This window comes from Streptomyces sp. HNM0645, from assembly GCF_030056615.1.
GTDB lineage: Bacteria > Actinomycetota > Actinomycetes > Streptomycetales > Streptomycetaceae > Streptomyces > Streptomyces marianii.
On record NZ_JASHLT010000001.1, the window covers coordinates 141,546 to 159,270 of the forward strand.

At 73.2% G+C, this 17,725-nt stretch carries 14 protein-coding genes; 3 read left to right on the forward strand and 11 right to left on the reverse strand.

Annotation, left to right across the window (positions count from 1 at the left end; translation table 11 throughout):
• Positions 1 to 245: 245 nt before the first annotated feature.
• From QMZ92_RS00640 to QMZ92_RS00660, 5 genes are read right to left on the reverse strand one after another with little or no spacing between them, the layout of a single operon-like run.
• Positions 246 to 4,364 carry an SAV_2336 N-terminal domain-related protein gene (locus QMZ92_RS00640; protein WP_283295221.1) on the reverse strand — a complete coding sequence of 1,373 codons (4,119 nt, stop codon included), beginning with the start codon at positions 4,362 to 4,364 and terminating at the stop codon, positions 246 to 248.
• A gap of 4 nt (positions 4,365 to 4,368) precedes the next feature.
• Positions 4,369 to 5,355 carry an AAA family ATPase gene (locus QMZ92_RS00645; RefSeq protein WP_283295222.1) on the reverse strand — a complete coding sequence of 329 codons (987 nt, stop codon included), beginning with the start codon at positions 5,353 to 5,355 and terminating at the stop codon, positions 4,369 to 4,371.
• The gene (locus QMZ92_RS00650) at positions 5,352 to 7,529 is read right to left on the reverse strand and encodes a VMAP-C domain-containing protein (protein WP_283295223.1); all 2,178 of its coding nucleotides are present in this window, start codon (positions 7,527 to 7,529) and stop codon (positions 5,352 to 5,354) included. Before QMZ92_RS00650 ends, QMZ92_RS00645 begins: the two co-directional genes overlap by 4 nt.
• 3 nt (positions 7,530 to 7,532) lie before the next feature.
• Positions 7,533 to 7,916: a CU044_2847 family protein gene (locus tag QMZ92_RS00655; protein WP_283295224.1), complete on the reverse strand. Its 384-nt coding sequence runs from the start codon at positions 7,914 to 7,916 to the stop codon at positions 7,533 to 7,535.
• 58 nt (positions 7,917 to 7,974) lie between these two features.
• Positions 7,975 to 9,051: an ADP-ribosylglycohydrolase family protein gene (locus QMZ92_RS00660; protein WP_283295225.1), complete on the reverse strand. Its 1,077-nt coding sequence runs from the start codon at positions 9,049 to 9,051 to the stop codon at positions 7,975 to 7,977.
• Between the two features lie 595 nt (positions 9,052 to 9,646).
• Here QMZ92_RS00660 and QMZ92_RS00665 point away from each other — a divergent pair.
• A complete protein-coding gene (locus QMZ92_RS00665) occupies positions 9,647 to 10,780 on the forward strand; it encodes a glycerate kinase (RefSeq protein WP_283295226.1) in 1,134 nt (377 codons plus the stop codon).
• A 321-nt stretch (positions 10,781 to 11,101) separates the two neighbouring features.
• A complete protein-coding gene (locus tag QMZ92_RS00670; protein ID WP_283295227.1) occupies positions 11,102 to 11,914 on the forward strand; it encodes an SAM-dependent methyltransferase in 813 nt (270 codons plus the stop codon).
• A gap of 157 nt (positions 11,915 to 12,071) precedes the next feature.
• On the opposite strand, the gene QMZ92_RS00675 is transcribed toward QMZ92_RS00670, so the two are convergent.
• Both QMZ92_RS00675 and QMZ92_RS00680 read right to left on the reverse strand, forming a co-directional pair.
• Positions 12,072 to 12,974: a helix-turn-helix domain-containing protein gene (locus QMZ92_RS00675; protein ID WP_283295228.1), complete on the reverse strand. Its 903-nt coding sequence runs from the start codon at positions 12,972 to 12,974 to the stop codon at positions 12,072 to 12,074.
• Between the two features lie 92 nt (positions 12,975 to 13,066).
• Entirely contained in the window at positions 13,067 to 13,300 is a 234-nt protein-coding gene (locus tag QMZ92_RS00680) for a DUF397 domain-containing protein (protein ID WP_283295229.1), read from the reverse strand.
• 167 nt (positions 13,301 to 13,467) lie between these two features.
• Here QMZ92_RS00680 and QMZ92_RS00685 point away from each other — a divergent pair, with 167 nt between their 5' ends.
• Complete coding sequence (locus tag QMZ92_RS00685; protein ID WP_283295230.1) at positions 13,468 to 14,013, forward strand: ATP-binding protein; 546 nt, start codon at positions 13,468 to 13,470, stop codon at positions 14,011 to 14,013.
• A 292-nt stretch (positions 14,014 to 14,305) separates the two neighbouring features.
• On the opposite strand, the gene pssA is transcribed toward QMZ92_RS00685, so the two are convergent.
• The 4 genes from pssA to QMZ92_RS00705 form a co-directional block, all read right to left on the reverse strand.
• Positions 14,306 to 15,175, reverse strand: coding sequence for a CDP-diacylglycerol--serine O-phosphatidyltransferase (pssA, locus tag QMZ92_RS00690; protein ID WP_269727530.1), 870 nt, complete (start codon positions 15,173 to 15,175; stop codon positions 14,306 to 14,308).
• The gene (locus QMZ92_RS00695; RefSeq protein ID WP_109296894.1) at positions 15,162 to 15,809 is read right to left on the reverse strand and encodes a phosphatidylserine decarboxylase; all 648 of its coding nucleotides are present in this window, start codon (positions 15,807 to 15,809) and stop codon (positions 15,162 to 15,164) included. The genes pssA and QMZ92_RS00695 overlap by 14 nt, the downstream gene beginning before the upstream one ends.
• Positions 15,810 to 15,991: 182 nt before the next feature.
• On the reverse strand, positions 15,992 to 17,197 hold the full coding sequence (locus QMZ92_RS00700) for an acyl-CoA dehydrogenase family protein (protein WP_283295231.1): 1,206 nt from the start codon (positions 17,195 to 17,197) through the stop codon (positions 15,992 to 15,994).
• A 3-nt stretch (positions 17,198 to 17,200) separates the two neighbouring features.
• Positions 17,201 to 17,725 (reverse strand): MaoC family dehydratase, encoded by a 525-nt coding sequence (locus QMZ92_RS00705; RefSeq protein WP_283295316.1) that lies wholly within the window; start codon positions 17,723 to 17,725, stop codon positions 17,201 to 17,203.

Sequence of the window (17,725 nt, forward strand, 5' to 3'; positions counted from 1 at the left end):
CCCGGGAGCGTAGTCGGCGCGTGAGAGCCGGTGATCGTGGTCCTGCGGGACCGGGTCACGAACAGGCGCGTTGTCGGCGAGCGGCCGTCGAGGGCGGTCGGCGGTCACGGGCGGACGGCGGGGGCCCGGCGCACGAGCAGGCGGCGTGCGGGGCCCCGGGTACGGACGGGCGCCGGGCGACGTGTCCGGGAGGCGCCGGAGTCCACCCGGGCGACCGCTCCGGGTGACCCGTCCCGGGGCAGCCCCTAGGAACGGCTCCCCGGCGGCTCGCGCGGGATCCTCCCACCACGCGCCCGCTGCCGCGCCGTCGCGCCGTCGCGTGCGGCCGCCACGGTGTCGGCATGGCCGGCGCCCAGGGTGCGGGTCCAGCCCGCCGCCAGCGTCCCGTACAGCTCGGCGGCCTCCTCCCACCGCTCCAACCGGGCGGCCGTGCGCGCCAGTTCGCGGAGGGTGACGAGGGTGTCGGCGTGCAGTTCGCCCAGTTCTCCGGTGCGGGCGCGGTGGGTCTCCCGCGCCACCCTGTACGCCTCGGTGAGCCGGCCCAGCGACCCCAGTGTGGCGGCGACGCCGTGCCGGCACCGCATGGTGTCCTCGTGTGTCGGGCCCTGCACCCGCTCGCGCTTGGAGAGCACTTCGAGGTACAGCGTCAGTGCCTCGCTGTGGCGGCCCAGCAGCCCGAGCGCGCCGGCCGCCTGCTGACGGGCGTCCAGCGTGCCCCTGTGGTCGCTGCCGAGCACCCGCGCCCGGACGCGGGCGACGTGCCGGTACTCGTCGAGGGCCTCCGCGTTCCTGCCGAGTGCCAGCAGGGCGGAGGCGTGCTCGTGGCGGGAGTCCAGGGTGGCCTCGTGCCCGGCGCCCAGGGCCTCCTCCCGTGCGGTGAGGGCGTCACCGAGCATCCGCAGGGCGAGTTCCGCGCGCCCCTCGCGCAGCAGCGTGACCCCGTGGGCGTGCCGCTCGCCGTGGTCCCACTCACGGACGGGCCCGCCGTCCGCGCGCACCGGGCTGAAGGGGACGGGCGGGCCTCCGCCGTGGTGGAGCCGGGCACGAGGTGCCGTGAGTTCGACCGTGTACGAGGGGGCGAGCAGGTCCACGAGCGGGCTCCGTCCGGTGCGCTGTGCCACGAGGACATGGACGCCCGGGCAGCCGCTGAGGGCTCTGATCTCGCCGGCCAGGGCGAAGAAGGACTCCTCGGCGCCGGCGATCCGGTCGAAGTCGTCGAGGACGACGAGGAGCCGGGGCAGGCCCGCCGACCTGGACGCCGTCCCGCGTCGCCGGCGCTCCTTGAGCAGCAGCCCGGTCAGCTCGCGCAGCCGCTCGGGGCGGCCGCCGACGCTGTCGCACCACACCACGTGCGGCAGCGCGGCGAGTCGGGAGCCGGGCAGCGCGCCGTCGCGGCCCGCGCAGACGACCGTGAGGGTGTCGGGCGCGCAGGACTCGGTGAGCCCCTGCACGATGCCGGAGAGCAGGGCCCGGCGCTCGGCGTCCGCCCCGCCCCGCACGAGGCCGTGCGGTCCGACGCCGCCGTGCTCCGGCCCGTTGACGTCGAGCGGGACCGGCCGTCCCGCGTCGTCCCGGCCGAGCGGGACGGCGGGGAGCGCGGGGAGCGGGGGGCGGCTCTCCGGGGCGAACGCCCACAGCAGCTCTTCCGCCGAGGGGCGGGCGGAAGGGTCCTGGGCGACGCAGTCGGCGAGCAGCGCGGACACCTCCGCGGGCACTCCCGGGACCGGTGGAACGGCCGTGCTGGAGAAGGACGTTCCCCACTGACCGGTCACGGCCGCGAGGAGGAGCGACCCGACCGCGTACATGTCCGAGGCCCTGGTGGGCCCTTCGGGGGAGCCGGTGAGCTCGGGCGCCTCGTACTCGACCGGCTGGACGAACATCCGCCGGTGCGGACTGTGCGCGCCGTCCACGGACGCGGTCATCCAGCCCGTGATGCGGACGTCGTCGCCCGCGATCAGAACGGAGCTGGGCAGCAGCGTGCCGTGCACCAGGTCCTCGCTGTGGGCCTGCGCCATGGCTGCGGCGAACTGCCGTCCCACGGAGAGGAACCGCTCGGGGGAGAGGGCGCCGTCGCGGGCGCGGCGGGTGAGCAGGGTGTCGGCGGGCTCGCCGGTCACCGGGTTCGTCAGGCACTCGGTGGCCAGCCATCCCGTTCCGCTGCGGGTGCTCACGCCGAGCAGCCGCGGGGCGTGCGCGGCGCCGAGCCGGATCAGCGCCTCTGCCTCGGTGGTCAGCAGGTCCACGGCCGTGTCCCGGTCCAGGGACTCGGGGACTCGGAGCAGGACGTACGAGGCGTGGTTGCCGGCCGTGCCGAGGAAGACGCCGATCCGCGGCCAACCGCCGAGTCTGCGGGCAACGAGCCGGTACGGGCCGGCGGTACGCGGTACCTCCGCGGGGTGCCGCGACACCCAGGCAGTACCGGGCCGGTCGACGAACGACGGCGGCACGGGGGACGACGGCGCCTTCGCGGCACTCGGCGCTCCCGGCGCCCCTGGCGGCGCCTCCGTCTGCGCCGCCGGTCCCGGCTGCGGAGCCCGCTCCCCGTGCGCCGGTGTCGCGGCAGCCGGACCGTTCGCCTCCCGGGCGTTCGGCGGTTCGGTGGGAGAGGCCGGATCCGTGCGGACCGGACCCGTGCCGGCGGGGTGCGTGCGGACCGGATTCTTGCGAACCCGATCTGAGCCGGCCGGCTCCGCGTCCGCCGACACCGTGCCGGACGGGACCGGCATGCCCAGCCGGCGCCGCAGTCGCGCGTCCACCCAGCCGAACGGCAGCGTGTCCCCGGCCACCATGTCCCCGCCCGAGGGGTGCGGCAGCCACGCCGGGAATCCGGCCGTCCCGTCGACGAGCTCGGCCATGCGCAGGGTGACGGCGCGGGTGGTGCGGACCAGGTCCGAGGGCGGGACCGTGTCCAGCAGGATGCGTCGGGCGTCCTCGGCGAAGTCGAACCCGCGGTGCTGCGGCAACAGATCCCGCTCCGGCCGGTCGGCCCCGCGCATCAGCCCGCCGAGGAAGACCTCAGCCAGATGGCCCGTGTCGACGTCGGGCCCCAGCGCGTCCTGGACCAGCCGCATCGCGGGCACCGACACCGGCGCCACCGCCGCCAGATGCGCCGCCAACCGGTAGGCCTGGGGGGACGACGCGTTCCGGAACCTCAGCAGACCGTCGCCGCCGCCCGTGCGCGTCGCGGCGTAGGGACGAGCCGGGGTGCGCGGTGCCAGCAGCGGAAGCACCACCGAGGTCCCGGACGAGCCGACGAGCCGCGCCCAGGCCCCCACCGAATCGGGATCCGGAGCCAGCACCGGCACGGGGACCCCGGTGTACGGGGCGAGTTCGGGCGGCAGCACCGGGTCGGCCACCCTCCACGTGCGGTTCGCCGCGCCACGCCGCAGGGTGGTCACCCGCCACGGCTCGGCGCGGATGCCCGAGCCGGCCCAGAGCCGATGCGGCAGGGCGTGCAGTACGGCCGTCGGGCCGAGCGCGGCGGCCCGTTCCAGCGCGCGGTGCATCCGGCCGTCCCGCCAGGCCGGCCCCACACCGTCGCTGACGACGAGCAGCAGGGTGTGCCCGCAGGGGTCCGCGACCGCGGTGAGCGGGAGGGGTGCCGGGTCCGGGGCGAAGGGACGGTGGCCCAGTGCCGGAGCGCCGGGGCTTCTGCTGTCGAGCGAGTAGACCCGGATGTCGCGGAACGCGCCGCTGCGCTCCAGCAGTCGCCGGATCTCGGCCGCGAGCCGCTGCCACAGCAGCATCGACACCCCGTCGTCCACGACCAGGGCCAGGTCGAGCCAGCGGGTCCGGGCGGGACGCAGCACCACGTCCGGCAGCCCGGTCTCGGCCATGGCGGCCACCGTGGCCGGCTCGTCCAGCTCATGGGCCCGCCCGTCCGGGCGCAGCTGCTTCAGGGGCCGGAGCGCCCGGCCCAGACGCAGTTCGGTCGAGGCCAGCACCCGGGCCTCCGGGGCACGAACCGGCACGGCGGGGCGCGGCGCCACCCGCGTCGACGGGTCCGAGCCGCGCGGGCGGGTGTTCCGGACGTACGGCGCCCCGTGCAGTCCGGTGCCCGGGGGCGGACCCGCCGGGCGGCCGGGACGGGGGCCACCTCCCGCGCCGGGGGCGACGGCCTGCCCGTCCCCCGGCGGTCCGGCGGACGACGTCCCGCGGGAGTGCGCCGCCCCGCCCGGCACCCCGGTCACGCTGTCGTCGGGGGGAGTCAGGGGTGGCTGTGGCGCGGAGCCGGCCGCGGCGGCGCCGAGCGCCGCCGACGCACCGGGCGGCAGCCGCTCCGCCAGCCACACCGCGTCCAGCAACTCCTCGTGGGCCAGCTCGATCCCGCTGTCCCCGAGAACCCGCCGCAGCTCCCGCCACACCCGGCTACACCGTCCCGCCGAGCCGGTGCAGTACGGCGTCCAGCAGCCCGTCGGCGTCGAGGTCGACCCCGCCCCTGCGCAGGAACACCGCGTTCAGCAACTGGTCGGTGGCCAGCTCCCCGCGTCCGCGCCGGGCCAGGAACGCGTGCAGCAGCTCGTCCGCGCCGTCCGGCGCGGCACCGTCGCCCAGATGGGCCCGGACGATCTCCACCAGCCGCTCCTCGTCCGGCTCGGGAAGGTCGAGCCGGACGCAGCGGCGCAGGAACGCGGGCGGGAAGTCCCGCTCGCCGTTGCTGGTGATGACGACGACGGGGAACTCGGAGCAGCGCACCCGGCCGCGCACCACCTCGGTCCGCGTCCGGGGATCGGCGGTCAGCACCTCGACGGCGGCCTGCTCCTCGGGCAGCCGCGCGAGTTCCGGGATCTCGAACTCGCCCTCCTCGAAGACGCCGAGCAGGTCGTTCGGCAGGTCCACGTCGCCCTTGTCGAGCTCGTCGACGAGCAGCACACGGGGCCGGCGGCCGGGGACGAGCGCCGTGCCCAGCGGCCCGAGGCGCACATAGGAGCCGATGTCCGGCCCACCGGCCCCCTCACCCCGGTCACGGCGCAGACTGGTCTCGCGCAGCCGGCCGATCGCGTCGTAGCGGTAGAGGGCGTCCTGGAGCGTGGCCCGGCTGTTGACATGCCAGCTCAGCACCCGGCCGAGCCTCAGCTCGTGGGCGACGGCGTACGCGAGGGACGACTTGCCGGTTCCGGGGCGGCCGGTCACCAGCAGCGGCCGGCGCAGATGCAGCGCGGCGTTGACGACGTCGGCCTCGGCGTCGCCGATGAGGTAGGGCAGCGCCCGGGGCGCGCCGGTCTCCCGGGCGCTCCCGGCCGCGCCGTCGAAGCGCCGCCACGGCGGAGGCTCGGGGAACGCCACTTCCCGGTCCCGGCCGTCCCCCCGGAACAGCCGCCAGCCGTCCCCCACCTCGCCCTGACGCCCTGTCATCGGATGTCCGCTCCTTCCGCGGGGTCCAGCAGTTCGAGCCCGCCGGGCAGCGGGAGCTCGGTGTCCTCCCACACCAGCGAAGGACGTGCGCCGCCGGGGGCCTGGGCGCCGTAGCGCTCCGCCCGGAAGTGCCGTACGCGCTCGGGGAGCTGGTGCAGCGGACCGGCGGGCGTGACCGCGTCGAGGCGGTGAGCGTGCTCGTGCCCCTCCGCCTGCCGGTCCCAGAGCACCACGGGCACGCCCACGGCCAGGCACAGCTGCACCAGTCGCTCGCGGTCCCGGGGCGGGCCGTGCACCACGACCTGGGCGGTGTCCCGGTGGGTGCTGGCGAGCAGCGAGTACACCCGCTCGGGGGAGGAGGAGGTCCGCTCGTCCACGACCAGCGGACCGGTGTGGCCGCTCTCCCAGCGCCGCCGCAGTTCGGCCTCGCGCCGCGGGGCGCGGGCGCTCACCTCGGGGCACCGCATGGCGACCCGGTACGTCACACCCAACGGCACCCCCCGCAGGAAGTCGAACGGGCTGCCCGCTTCCCACTCGTCCACGTCGAGTTCGAGGCCGTCCCGGCCGACGACGACGTCGATCTGCTCCACGGGAGGGCCGCCGTCCGCCGCGCGTTCCGCGGACTCGCGGATCAGCCGGCCGATCTCCGCGGGGCTCCGGGGCCGGTCCGCCGCGACGAGCCGGGCGGCCGTGCCGTCGCCGCGCACCTCCCACACCTCGCACCGGAACCGTCCCTCGCCGTCGGCCGGCGCACCGCTGAGCTCCGCCACGAGGCGGACGACGGGGGAGGGGCGGTGCGCGGCCCAGGCCGCGGCGTCGCCCCGGCGCTGCGAGAGTGCGGCCCGGTGCACGCCGAGCCGCCCGGCGACGCGGTCCGACCACGCGGTCAGTGCCCGGGAGGGCCCGGCGGACGCACCCGCCGCCGCGTACTCGACCAGCTTGAGCAGGGCGGGGACCGGCGCGGTGCCGTCCGGGAGGGCGCCCCCGTCGCGATAGGCCTCGAGCTCGGTCACGACCGGGCCGATGTCGTCCGCGGACAGCCGGGGCGCGGCCAGCGGCTCGGGCAGCGGTGTGTAGCGGAGGGCCTCGCGCGCGGCGCGCGGCAGGAGCGTCGCGTCGGCGGCCACGAGATCCGCCAGCTCGGCGACGAGCAGACGGTGTTCGTCCACCGACAGCAGCCGTGCCCCGGCCAGCTGGCCGGCGATCAGCAGCCGGTCCAGGCTGTCGCGGCCCGCTCCCGGCGCGGCCGCGGCCGCGAGCGACTCGCTGAGTGTCGCCAGCGCCCGCTCCTCGGCCGCCAGCACCGCCGCCAGCTCCTCCACGGACGGGGCGGAGTCCCCGGCCGGGGGCTCGTACCCCAGTGCCGCCGCGAGTGCCCGCGCATGCTGGGCCCGGCGTACCGGATCACCCAGGAGCCGCCACAGTTCGGCGGCCAGCGCGCCCGGCGCGGGGTCGTCACGGCCCGACCGGCGGTGCACCGCGCAGTCCTCCAGCACCTCCGCCGCGCCCGCCCGCCGCAGCTCCTCCCGCACCGTCCGCCACGGCACCGCCCAGCTGCGGCGCACCGTGTCCTGGGCGCCCAGCGGACGCCCGCGTTCCGGAAGTACGTGCGCCACGACCAGTCCGACCACGGTCTCGTCGGACAGCGACCAGAGCGGACCACCGCTGAACCCGGGGCCGATCGCCGCGCCGGACAGGTCGCCGTCGAGATAGCCGACGGCGTCCTCCTGCAGCTTGACCCGGGTGTCCGCGAAGGTGATCGCGGCTCCGCCGCCGTGCCAGGCCCGCAGCTCCTGGCCCTCGGCCATGTCGCGCCAGACCACCGGACGCGGTCCCGGCGGGGCGGGCTCGGTCAGTTCGAGGACCGCGAGGTCGCCCCGCCACACCGTCGTGGACGCGGCGGGCCGGGCCGGCACCCACACCGAGACCCTGGCCGCCCGGTGCTGGGGGCCGGGCCCGCGGTCCCCCGAGCCGTGCAGGGCGACGGTCAGTTCGGCCGCCTCGGGCGGCCCGCTCTCATAAGGATCCCGCCCGAGCGCGTCGTTCACCACATGGGCGCAGGTCAGCACCCGGTGCGGGGACAGCAGTGCCGCTCCGCCCGCGGCCGTGCGCCCGTCGGCGTACATCACCGAGAGGCGCGTGGCCGGGGCGGTCGGCCGTGTGAACCAGCCCATGGATCAGTTCTGCCGCTCCCCGGGCTGCCAGGTGGCCGACACGGTCATGGTCGCCTTGCCGTTCGCCCCGACGATGCCCAGCTTGAGGTCCTGGCCGATTTCCACCCCGAACGCGACCGTGATCTCGGACGGGGGGTTGTCGGCCCCCGCCACCGCGGAGTGGATCTCGTCCAGCAGCGGACCCATCGGGCGCAGCGCGGTCCGCAGCGCCTCGGAGGCACGGGCCGCGGCCCGTCCCTCCCCGCCGCCGCGGGCCACGGGAACCACGGCGCCGAAACCCTCCGGGAGATCACCGGATCCGGTGGGCCCCGGAGGCACGGCCGGCGCCTCACCTGCCCCGGCCAGCTCCATCCGCACCTGCGAACCATCAGTCAGTGCAACATCCATGTACTCGGGCACCCGGCCATTCTCCCGGTCGGCGCGGACGCGGGGAGGTATTTTCCGGTCAGGCTGCGGCCAAACGAGCGGTTCGGTCCGCGAGTTCACTGATTCGTGTGCCGTCGAAGCCGAACACGGCACTGCGCACGCGGTCCTCCAGCGGTCGGGTCCACTGCGGCGGAATGCCGGCGGCGCCGCACAGCACCCCGGCCACCGAGCCCGCCGTCGCCCCGTTGGAGTCGGTGTCCAGTCCGCCGCGCACGGTCAGCGCGAGCGTGGAGGTGAAGTCCCCCTCGCCGTAGAGCAGTCCGGCCGTGATGACGGCGGCGTTCGGGACGGCGTGGATCCAGCCGAGGCGGCCGGTCTCCCCGTCGAGTTCGTCGAGCGCGGCGGCCCAGGGCACGCCGGCGTCGTACAGCGCCGCCGTACGGCGGACGGCACGGGCGAACCTGCTGCTCGCCGGAACCCTGGCGAGGGCCGTCTCGATCGCATCCCGGGCATCGGCGGCCGTGAACGCCGCGGCGATCAGCGCGGCCGCCCACATCGCCCCGTACACCCCGTTGCCCGTGTGCGAGAGCACCGCGTCCCGGCGGGCGAGCGACGCGGCCCGCACCGGGTCGCCGGGGCTGGTCCAGCCGAAGACGTCGGCGCGGATCAGCGCGCCGATCCACTCCTGGTACGGATTGTCGTACGTGGCGGTCAGCGGTGGTTTCAGACCGGCGGTGAGATTGCGGTACGCGGCCCGCTCGGCGGTGAAGGTCTGCAGGAACGGCAGGCGCAGCAGCCACAGTTCGCCGACCTGCTCGGTCGTGAACGTGAAACCGTGGGTCTCCAGCAGATGCAGGCCGAGGATCGCGTAGTCCACGTCGTCGTCCCGGCAGCTGCCGTGGATCCGGCCGCGCACGCACGCGCGCCATTCGGGGCGCAGCTCGAAGTCCGCGGCCGTGCCGGGAGGCGGCTCGGGGAGGTAGTCCGTGAGCGGCAGCGCGCCGGCGGCCCGCAGATAGCGGTCGATCCGGTCACGCGTCCAGTAGTCGCCGCGCTCGACCGGCTTGCCGAGCATGTTGCCCGCGATCCGGCCCAGCCAGCCGCCGAGGATCCGGTCGGCGGTCGTCGGGCCCTGGGGCGTGGCTGGATGCGTCATGACTCGGGTGTACCCCGTCGCGGCTCGGGAACCGGGGAGGCCCGTCCGCGGGCCATCGGGGCGGCGCCGGTCGTGCATGACGCCGAGGACGCACCGGACGGGTCCGGCACGGTGACGAAGCCCTCACCGCGGGTGCTCGCTGCTCCTCGGCGCTCCGCGACGGCAGCCTGCTCGGCGTCCCTCCTCCCCGAGGTCGTCGGCGTCGCCGACGCGCTGCCCGCGCCGTGCGCGGGACCCCGCGGGCGGAGCTGCTGTCGGTGATCCCGGATTCGCGCCCGTGGTCCCCGAGCCGGAAAGCGCCCCGGGCCGGGCCCTACGAGGCACGGGGGCCCTGCCCCTCGGTGCACCGCTGCCCGGGACGCGCCGAAGCCGCCCGCCCGGCGGCCGGGTCCGGTGGCTCCTCGCGGCATGTCCTGACTTCCTCGCGGCTCCCGGACTCCCGGGCTCCCGGGCTCCCGGGGGTTCCGGGCCTCACAGGGTTCCCGCTGCGTCGCAGGCCGGGGGCCATATAGGGCGGATACTGTCCGCTTTCAAAAAGGGGCGGCTGCGGATAGGGTCGGGACGGCGCGACTGCCTGTTCGAAAGCAAGGGATTGATGGTGGCGGACGGAGCAGTTACTGCCGCACGGGTGCTCGTGGCGGCGGACAAGTTCAAGGGCTCGCTCACGGCCGTGCAGGTCGCGGAGCGGGTGACCGCCGGACTCCGGCGTGTCGTCCCGGACCTCGCGGTGGAGACCCTGCCGGTCGCAGACGGCGGCGACGGTACGGTGGCCGCGGCCGTGGCGGCCGGGTTCGAACGCCGTCAGGTCGAGGTGACCGGCCCGCTCGGCGAGCCCGTGACGGCGTCGTACGCCCTGCGCGGCACCACCGCGGTGGTGGAGATGGCCGAGGCGTCCGGACTCCAGCACCTGCCCGACGGCGTCTTCGCGCCGCTCACGGCGACCACGTACGGCTCCGGCGAGCTGCTGCGCGCCGCCCTCGACGCGGGTGCGCGGACGATCGTCTTCGGCGTCGGCGGCAGTGCCACCACCGACGGCGGTGCGGGGATGCTGGCCGCGCTCGGCGCGCGTTTCCTGGACGCGGACGGCGAGCCCGTCGGCCCCGGCGGAGGTGCGCTGATCGACGTGGCGACCGCGGACCTGTCCGGGCTGGACGCCCGCTTCGAGGACGTGCAGCTGGTTCTCGCCAGCGATGTCGACAACCCGCTGACCGGGCCCAAGGGGGCGCCCGCCGTCTTCGGCCCGCAGAAGGGCGCGTCGCCCGAGGACGTCGCCGTCCTGGACGCGGCACTCGCCCACTACGCGTCGCTGCTGGGCCCCGGGCAGGCCGAACGGCCCGGCGCCGGCGCGGCCGGCGGCATCGGCTACGGCGCGCTGGTGGCCCTGGGGGCGGGCTTCCGGCCGGGTATCGAGGTGATGCTCGACATCCTCGGATTCGCCGACGCACTGTCCCGGGCGACCCTGGTCGTCACCGGCGAGGGTTCCCTCGACGAGCAGACCCTGCACGGCAAGGCCCCGGCCGGCGTCGCCGCGGCCGCCCGTGCGAAGGGCATCGACGTCGTCGCGGTCTGCGGCCGGCTCGCGCTCGAACGGGACGCGCTCGCCGGCGCGGGCATCCGACGCGCCTACGCGCTCCTGGAGCTGGAGCCCGATCCTGCGGCCTGCATGGCCCAGGCCGGTCCGCTGCTGGAGCGGGTCGCGGAGTCGGTCGCGAGGGACTTCCTCTCCTGACCGCCTCCTGACGGCGGGACCCGTGCTCCCGGGCCTTGAGCCCCCGGGCCGTTCCCGGGGGCTCCGCCGTGTCCGCGGACGGGATGCCTCGCCGGTGTACGGGGGCGCGCGGGAGGGGCTCGGCGGGCGTTCCGGCGGTGCCGCGGTTCACCGGGGAGAGTGAGGGAGGGCACTCGCGGGTGCCGGGGAGCGCACGACGAATGGCCGAAAGACGGCCCTTGGGCACCCGGGCTGTTCGCCTGACCTGTACCCGCTCCCCACCGCTCCCTAGCATGTGCGTCCTACCCGACCCGATTTCCCATTGACGCGAATGAGGACTGGATGCAGAGCGAGTCGTGGAGCCCGGACGCCATCGACACCAAGGTGCCCAGTGTGGCGCGTATGTACGACTTCTTCCTTGGGGGCGACGACAACTACCAGTCCGACCGCGACGCCTGCGAGCAGTTGCTGGAGCAGGTGCCCAGCACCAAGGTGCTCGCCGTCAACAACCGCCGCTTCCTGCAGCGCGTGGTCCGTACCCTCGCCCAGGACTACGGCATACGGCAGTTCGTCGACCACGGCTCCGGTCTGCCGACCCAGAACAACGTCCACCAGGTCGCCCAGGCCGTCGACCCGGAGTCAAGGGTGGTGTACGTCGACAACGACCCGATCGTGCTGGCTCATGGCCGGGCGCTGCTGGAGGAGAACGACCGCACCGCGGTCATCCAGGCCGACATGAGGGACACCGACGGCATCTTCGGTCACGAGGAGACCACCCGGCTGATCGACTTCGGCAAGCCGGTCGCCGCCCTGTTCGTGTCGGTGATGCACTGCATACCGGACGAGGACGACCCGGCAGGTCTCGTCCGCCGCGTCGCCGAACGCCTCGTGCCGGGAAGCTTCCTGGTGGTCTGTCAGCTCGTCAGCGACCGTCCCGAGATCCGGAAGTTCGTCACGGACTTCATGGCCGAGGCCACCGGCGGGCACTGGGGCCGGGTCCGTGAGGAGCACGAGGTGACGGAGTACTTCAACGGGCTCCAGATCCTGGAGCCGGGTCTGGTCGAGGTCTCGACCTGGCGGCCCGACACCGAACTCGCGCCGGTGCAGCAGACCGACGAGTGGATCGAGTGGGGCGGCGTCGGCCGGTTGGTCTGACGCTCCCCGGACACCGGGCGGCCCGGGGCCGGAGGGTGAATTCGAGGGGCTGCCTGCGCCACGCACCGGGTTGCGGGCGGGGGCTCGTCGGGTCGTCGGACCCGGCACCGGGGTCTCTCCGCCCGCGCCGGGGGCGGAGAGACCCCGGCGCCCGGTACTACAGACGGGACAGCCGCTCCTCGATGAGGGCCAGCGAGTTCTTCGGGGTGAGGGCACAGGCGCCGAGCCGGTCCAGCATGTCCCGGTACTGCTCCACGACCTGGGGCTTCTGGCTGAACGTGCTGTCGGTCAGGTGCTCGATGTAGACGGCGTCCTTCAGATCGTTCAGCGCGAAGCGCAGATAGGTCACTCCCGTGCCGACCCCGACCGAGGCCGTCACGTCCAGTGGGGCGATCTGCAGCGTGATCCGGGGCTCCTGCATGATCGCGGTCAGATGCTCGAGCTGCGCGCGCATGACCTTCGGCCCGCCGACCGTGCGCATCAGCACGGACTCGTCGATCACCGCCCACAGCCGGGGCGCGTCGGGCTGGTCGAGCTGGCGCTGCCGTGCTTGCCGCAGTTCGACCCGGCGGTGCACGTCATGGGCGTAGAGCCGCGCGGGCCCGGACTCGACGACCGCGCGAGCGTACGCGGAGGTCTGCAACAAGCCGGGCACGTAGAAGGGTTCGTATGTACGGATGGTCGCCGCGGCGCCCTCCAGGGCGACCAGCGGGGCGAAGAAGTCCGACAGCACGTCGCTGTAGCTGCGCCACCAGTCGCTGCGCCGTGACTGTTCCACGAGCCGCAGGAACTCGGCGACGCTCTCCTCCCCGGTCACCCCGTAGAGCTCCAGCAGGGCGACGGCGTCGGCCGGCTTGCAGCCGTGCCGGCCCAGCTCGATGCGACTGGTCTTGGAACGGGAGAAGCCGAGGCGGACGTCGACGGCGGAGGGGTCGAGCCCGGCGGCCGTGCGCAGTTCGCGCAGCTTGCCACCCAGGATCACCTTCAGGGCGGTCGGGTTGCTCTCGACCGTTCCCAGTGGCCCGGCGAACAACGACGGGCTCGGTTCTACTGCAGCCATCGTGCGCTCCTGCGGACTATTGAGAAGACGTCGACACTATCCCGTACATCCGTGTGTGAGCCACGGCGAACTGGACGGCGCAGTACTGGATTTCAGCCAATCACGTCATCGAATTCACCGCCGCGCGCCCCCGCGACGAAGGCCTCCACCTCGTCCCGCGTGTAGACGAGGGCGGGCCCCTGCGGATCCCGTGAGTTGCGCACGGCGACCCGTCCGTCGGGGAGTGCTGCCAGCTCCACGCAGTTGCCGGTGGCATTGCTGTGGCTGCTCTTGATCCACTGCACCGAACTCAGCTCCCCCGCCGGCATGCCATTGGTGAACTCCATGCCCAACAACCCCTCTTTGTTCGCACGTGCGTTCGCCCCGTATCTGGTCAATGCAATCCCAGATGCAATTGCATTTCCAGGGGCGGCTCGACAATACTCGGTCAACACCGGCTGCCGCAGCGTCGAACACCCAGGCCTGCAGGGGGACATGACCAGTGACGTTTCACATGTCAACCATCTCAACCACGACGGCCGGGCACGGTGATCGGCGCGCAACAGAGCAGTTCGGCCCGAAACCGCTGCCCGAGAGCCCTCGTGCCACACCCCAGGACCCCGTCCTGGAGGGACTCCCGCCACTCGGTGGGTTCGCCGCCTGCGGGCTGGACGGCGGCCCGCGGAATCCGTGCCAGGCTCGGCGGTTCGTCGCCCACACCCTGCACTGCTGGGAACTGCCCGCCCTCGTGGGGGACATGTCGCTCGTCGTCAGTGAGTTGGTGACCAATGCCGTCCGGCACGCGCTCGTCGCCGAACCGCAGGAGACGCCGCCGGAGTACCCGCTGTGGCTGGGGCTCGTCCGCCACCCGGGACACGTCGTCTGCTCCGTCGCGGACCCGAGCTCCGAACCGCCCAGGCAGCGCGACGCCGATGCCGCGGACGTCGACGGCCGTGGCCTCGAACTCGTCGGCGCGCTGAGCGAGAGCTGGTCCTGGTCGCTCACCGAACCCAGGGGCAAGACGGTGTGGGCGAGCCTGGCCCTGCCCGGCAGGGACTGACCCCCGACTGCTTCGGGCCGCGCCGCGGGCGACGCCTCACGGCTGGACGTGGTGTGGGGACACGCCGTCGTGACCGAGCGCTCCCGGTCCAGCCTTCCCGGCGTTCTGCCCAGCACCCGCACGCGAGCCGGTGCCGGGCGCCCCTGCCCCTGCGCCGGCCCTGGGGTTGCGCGCCCCGTACACCGGGCCGTCCGCCGGCCACCCGGGCCCCGCGCACGGCTCCACGACACAGCACAGGGCCCGGGGCGCATTCCATGCGCCCCGGGCCCTGTGCTGTGTCGTGGAAGAACCGCTACGGAAGTTGTGCCGAGGCCCGCGCCTCGCGCCGGTTGTCCCGGAAGGTGTTCACCCGCCGCGCCGTCGCGAACAGCGGGATCGTCGCCGCCAGCACGATCTGCAGCGCACAGCCGGTCTGCAGCAGCAGCTGGCCGCCCGGCGCGTCGAACGCCCACGCCGCGAGCAGGCCCATCGCCCCCACGATCCAGCTGAGCATCGCGACCGCCAGCTTGCCCCGCGGCTTCGGGTACTCGACCCGGCTCACCATCAGCCAGGCCGCGCCGATGATCGCGAGCAGCGTCGGGATGAACGGCAGCTCGAGCAGCACGATCGACACGACCGTCAGCGCGCCGAAGGGGCTGGGCATGCCCTGGAACATGCCGTCCTTCATCGTCACGCACGAGAATCTGGCCAGTCGCAGCACGACCGCCAGCAGCACCACGATCGCGGCCACCGCCGAGACCTTCTGGTGGGCGTCGTCGGCGACCATGCCGTAGACGAGGACGAAGTACGCCGGGGCCAGCCCGAAGCTGATCAGGTCCGAGAGGTTGTCCAGCTCGGCGCCCATCGGGCTGCTGCGCAGCTTGCGCGCCACGAGACCGTCGAACAGGTCGAAGACGGCGGCACACAGCATGAGGATCACCGCGGTCGCGGCCGAGTGCCGCGCCATACCGCTCTCGCCGCTGCCGACGAGGTGCGGGATCAGGATTCCGGTGGTGGTGAAGTACACCGCCATGAAACCGCACGTGGCGTTACCGAGAGTGAGGGTGTCCGCTATCGACAGCCGCAGCGAGAGGGGCATCTCCTCCGCGTCGTCCGCCGTCCCCGAGCCGGGCTCGGTCCCGTCGACCCAGCCCGCCTGTGTGTCGGGATCAATCACGGTCAATGCGAGTCACCCCCGCGGTCGTGACCTGTCCGACTTCGACCCCGGCTTCGACACCCTCCGGGAGGTAGATGTCGACACGCGAGCCGAAGCGGATGAGGCCGATGCGCTCGCCCTGCTCGACCTTGGTGCCCTGGGGGATGTACGGAACGATCCGGCGTGCCACGGCGCCGGCGATCTGGATCATCTCGATGTCACCGAGTTCGGTGTCGAAGTGCCAGACGACGCGCTCGTTGTTCTCGCTCTCCTTGTTGAACGCCGGAACGAAACCGCCGGGCACGTGCTCGACGGAGGTGACCGTGCCGGCGAGCGGGGCACGGTTGACGTGGACGTTCAGCGGGCTCATGAAGATGGCGACACGGGTGCGCCCGTCCTTCCACGGCATGATGCTCTGCACCACACCGTCGGCCGGGGAGATGACCCGTCCCTGGGCGATCTCGCGCTCGGGGTCGCGGAAGAACCACAGCATGCCCGCCGCGAGTGCGGTGGTGGGCACGGCGATGGCCGCGGCACGCCTCGACCGGCGCGCTCGCGCCAGGCTGAGCGCCGCGGTCGCGACGGTCGGGAGGAGCCACGGCGATGCTCCGCGCGCGAGGCGGACGCGGCCGCGAGGTGCAGAGGTTTGGCTGTGGGGCATGGATGACCTTCGTAGCGGATGATGCCGCGCTGGCAACAAGGGGGACGGCGGCTTTCTGGCGATGTTATCTGTTACGGGCCGCAACTGGGAAAGCCAGAAGCCGAGTCGGTCGGCCGGAAGCCTTCGGCAAAGGCTGCCGGAACGTGATCTTCTTCGCGGCCGAACCGACTCAAAAGCCCCATTCAGCCCTGGAACCGGTATTCCTCGAGCAGCCGGCGCCCGATGATCATTTTCTGGATCTCGGCGGTACCTTCGCCGATCAGCAGCATCGGGGCCTCCCGGTAGAGGCGCTCGATCTCGTACTCCTTGGAGAAGCCGTAACCGCCGTGGATCCGGAAGGCGTCCTCGACGACTTCCTTGCAGTACTCGGAGGCGAGGTACTTCGCCATCCCGGCCTCCAGGTCGTTTCGCTCCCCGGAGTCCTTTTTGCGGGCTGCGTTGACCATCATTGCATGCGCGGCCTCGACCTTGGTGGCCATCTCCGCCAGCTTGAACTGGATGGCCTGGTGCTGGGCGATCGGCTTGCCGAAAGTGTGACGTTGCTGGGCGTAGCCGACGCCCAGCTCGAAGGCACGCTGAGCGACGCCGCAGCCACGTGCCGCCACATTGACCCGGCCGACCTCGACTCCGTCCATCATTTGGTAAAACCCTCGGCCGGTGGTTCCCCCGAGTACGCGATCGGCCGGAATGCGCAGTCCGTCCATGATGAGCTCGGTCGTGTCGACGCCCTTGTAGCCCATCTTGTCGATCTTCCCGGGAATGGTGAGGCCCGGCCGCACCTCGCCGAAGCCGGGCTCCTTCTCGACGAGGAAGGTCGTCATCGACTTGTGCGGGGCCGTGCCCTCCGGGTGTCCTTCGTCACTCCGGACCAGAACGGCCACGAGCGTCGACGTTCCGCCGTTCGTCAGCCACATCTTCTGGCCGTTCAGGACGTACTCGTCGCCGTCCTTCACCGCCTTGGACGTGATGGCGGACACGTCCGAGCCGAGTCCCGGCTCGGACATGGAGAACGCGCCCCGGACCTCGCCGGCCGCCATCCGGGGCAGGAAGTGCTCCTTCTGCTCCCGGGTGCCGTGCTGCTTGAGCATGTACGCCACGATGAAGTGCGTGTTGATGATGCCCGAGACGGACATCCAGCCGCGGGCGATCTCCTCCACGCACAACGCGTACGTGAGGAGGGACTCGCCCAGGCCCCCGTACTCCTCGGGGATCATCAGGCCGAAGAGCCCCAGCTCCTTGAGCCCGTCGACGATCTGCTGCGGGTACTCGTCGCGGTGCTCCAGTTCCGTCGCTACCGGAATGATCTCTTTGTCGACGAAGTCGCGGACCGTCGAGAGGATCTCCTGCTGGACGTCGGTCAGACCGGCGGTCTGGGCGAGTCGGGCCATGGCTTACTTCTCCGCCTTCTTCTCGGGCTCGCTGAGCTCCGGCCGGCCCGGCTGCTCGCCGCCGCGCTCCTTGATGTACGTCTCGGTGGGGACCATCACCTTGCGGCGGAACACGCACACGAGCGTGCCGTCCTGCTTGTAGCCCTTGGTCTCGACGTAGACGATCCCGCGGTCGTTCTTCGACCTGGACGGGGTCTTGTCGAGGACGGTCGTCTCGCCGTAGATCGTGTCGCCGTGGAAGGTCGGCGCCACGTGCCGCAGCGACTCGATCTCCAGATTGGCGATGGCCTTGCCCGATACGTCCGGCACGGACATGCCGAGCAGCAGTGAGTAGATGTAGTTGCCCACGACGACGTTCTTCCCGAAGTCCGTCGTCTTCTCCGCATAGTTCGTGTCCATGTGGAGCGGGTGGTGGTTCATGGTCAGGAGGCAGAAGAGGTGGTCGTCGTACTCCGTGACCGTCTTCCCGGGCCAGTGCTTGTAGACCGCCCCGACCTCGAACTCCTCGTACGTGCGTCCGAACTGCAT

What these genes read in the sequence shown, in the direction of transcription:
- QMZ92_RS00645 (WP_283295222.1), bottom strand. Translation starts at nt 5,355, where the DNA reads ATGACAGGGCGTCAGGGCGAGGTGGGGGACGGCTGGCGGCTGTTCCGG.
- QMZ92_RS00650 (WP_283295223.1), bottom strand. Translation starts at nt 7,529, where the DNA reads ATGGGCTGGTTCACACGGCCGACCGCCCCGGCCACGCGCCTCTCGGTG.
- QMZ92_RS00655 (WP_283295224.1), bottom strand. Translation starts at nt 7,916, where the DNA reads ATGGATGTTGCACTGACTGATGGTTCGCAGGTGCGGATGGAGCTGGCC.
- QMZ92_RS00660 (WP_283295225.1), bottom strand. Translation starts at nt 9,051, where the DNA reads ATGACGCATCCAGCCACGCCCCAGGGCCCGACGACCGCCGACCGGATC.
- QMZ92_RS00665 (WP_283295226.1), top strand. Translation starts at nt 9,647, where the DNA reads ATGGTGGCGGACGGAGCAGTTACTGCCGCACGGGTGCTCGTGGCGGCG.
- QMZ92_RS00670 (WP_283295227.1), top strand. Translation starts at nt 11,102, where the DNA reads ATGCAGAGCGAGTCGTGGAGCCCGGACGCCATCGACACCAAGGTGCCC.
- QMZ92_RS00675 (WP_283295228.1), bottom strand. Translation starts at nt 12,974, where the DNA reads ATGGCTGCAGTAGAACCGAGCCCGTCGTTGTTCGCCGGGCCACTGGGA.
- QMZ92_RS00680 (WP_283295229.1), bottom strand. Translation starts at nt 13,300, where the DNA reads ATGGAGTTCACCAATGGCATGCCGGCGGGGGAGCTGAGTTCGGTGCAG.
- QMZ92_RS00685 (WP_283295230.1), top strand. Translation starts at nt 13,468, where the DNA reads ATGTCAACCATCTCAACCACGACGGCCGGGCACGGTGATCGGCGCGCA.
- QMZ92_RS00695 (WP_109296894.1), bottom strand. Translation starts at nt 15,809, where the DNA reads ATGCCCCACAGCCAAACCTCTGCACCTCGCGGCCGCGTCCGCCTCGCG.
- QMZ92_RS00700 (WP_283295231.1), bottom strand. Translation starts at nt 17,197, where the DNA reads ATGGCCCGACTCGCCCAGACCGCCGGTCTGACCGACGTCCAGCAGGAG.
- QMZ92_RS00705 (WP_283295316.1), bottom strand. Translation starts at nt 17,725, where the DNA reads ATGCAGTTCGGACGCACGTACGAGGAGTTCGAGGTCGGGGCGGTCTAC.